2 protein-coding genes and 1 rRNA gene are annotated in these 1250 nt (G+C 68.7%); 2 read left to right on the top strand and 1 reads right to left on the bottom strand.

Annotation, left to right across the window (positions count from 1 at the left end):
* Both P1P70_RS44800 and P1P70_RS44795 read left to right on the top strand, forming a co-directional pair.
* Nucleotides 1-404: sensor histidine kinase (locus P1P70_RS44800; RefSeq protein WP_413471698.1), on the top strand; the 404-nt coding region annotated here is incomplete at its 5' end.
* Nucleotides 401-1072, top strand: a complete 672-nt coding sequence (locus P1P70_RS44795) for a response regulator transcription factor (protein ID WP_319248268.1) — start codon at nucleotides 401-403, stop codon at nucleotides 1070-1072. The genes P1P70_RS44800 and P1P70_RS44795, both read left to right, overlap by 4 nt.
* Before the next feature lie 79 nt (nucleotides 1073-1151).
* On the opposite strand, the gene rrf is transcribed toward P1P70_RS44795, so the two are convergent.
* A 5S ribosomal RNA gene (rrf, locus tag P1P70_RS44790) occupies nucleotides 1152-1250 on the bottom strand; the annotation flags it as partial.

Genomic DNA, 1250 nt, shown 5'->3' with positions numbered 1-1250 from the left:
AACCCACCCTCACCGACCTCGACCGCCTCCTCACCGGCGTACGGACCGCGGGCCTCCCCGTCCACAGCACCGTCCGAGGTACCCCGACCCTGTCTCCCGGCCGCCAACTCACCGTCTACCGCGTCGTCCAGGAAACCCTCACCAACACCCTGAAACACGCGGGCCCGGGCGCCACGTCCCACCTCCTCATCTCCTACGAGGACTCCGGAGCCGTCTCCCTCACCCTCACCGACACCTCGCGCACCGCCCCCGCACCGACCTCCGCCACGACCGGCGGCCGCGGCATCCCCGGCATGCGCGAGCGAACAGCCCTGTACGGCGGCACACTTGAGGCCGGCCCACTCCCCCACCCACGACGCGGCTGGCGAGTCCACCTACATCTCCCGGAGGAATCCCCGCAGTGACGACCGTCCTCATCGCCGACGACCAGCCCCTGCAGCGCCTCGGCTTCCGCATGCTCCTGGAGAGCCAGGACGACATGACGGTCCTCGGAGAGGCCCCGGGCGGCAGCGAGGCGGTCCGTATGACGGCCGAGCTCCACCCCGACGTCGTCCTGATGGACGTCCGCATGCCCGGTCTCGACGGCATCGAGGCCACCCGCCGCATCGTCTCGGCGGGCGACCGCACCCGCGTCCTGATCCTCACGACGTTCGACCTCGACGAATACGCCTACGCCGGTCTCCGCGCCGGCGCCTCGGGTTTCCTCGTCAAGGACGCCCTCCCCGAGGAACTCCTCTCAGGCATCCGGGCCGTGGCCTCCGGGGACGCGGTGGTGGCCCCCAGCCTGACCCGCCGCCTCCTCGACACCTACGCCCGGCATCTACCGAAGCCCGAAGGACCCACCGGCCCCACCCTCACGGACCCCCGTCTCGCACCCCTCACCGACCGCGAACGGGAGATCCTCACGGTCATCGGCAAGGGCTGGACGAACACCGAGATAGCCGCCCGCCTCCATCTCGCGGAGTCGACGGTCAAAACCCACGTCGGCCGCATCCTCGCGAAAACGGGTTCCAGGGACCGCATCCAGGCAGTGATCCTGGCGTACGACGCGAAATTGGTGGAGCCGTCCTGAGGCAAAGAAGCGACGAAGTAAAGGCCCGTAAACGCAGAAAACCCCTGCCGGTCACCCGGCAGGGGTTTTCTCAATATTCGTTCGGCGGCGTCCTACTCTCCCACAGGGTCCCCCCTGCAGTACCATCGGCGCTGTAAGGCTTAGCTTCCGGGTTCGGAATGTAACCGGGCGTTTCCCT

It is taken from the genome of Streptomyces sp. MB09-02B (assembly GCF_033794485.1).
Taxonomy (GTDB): Bacteria; Actinomycetota; Actinomycetes; order Streptomycetales; family Streptomycetaceae; genus Streptomyces.
This window is presented reverse-complemented; position numbering and strand designations above follow the sequence as displayed.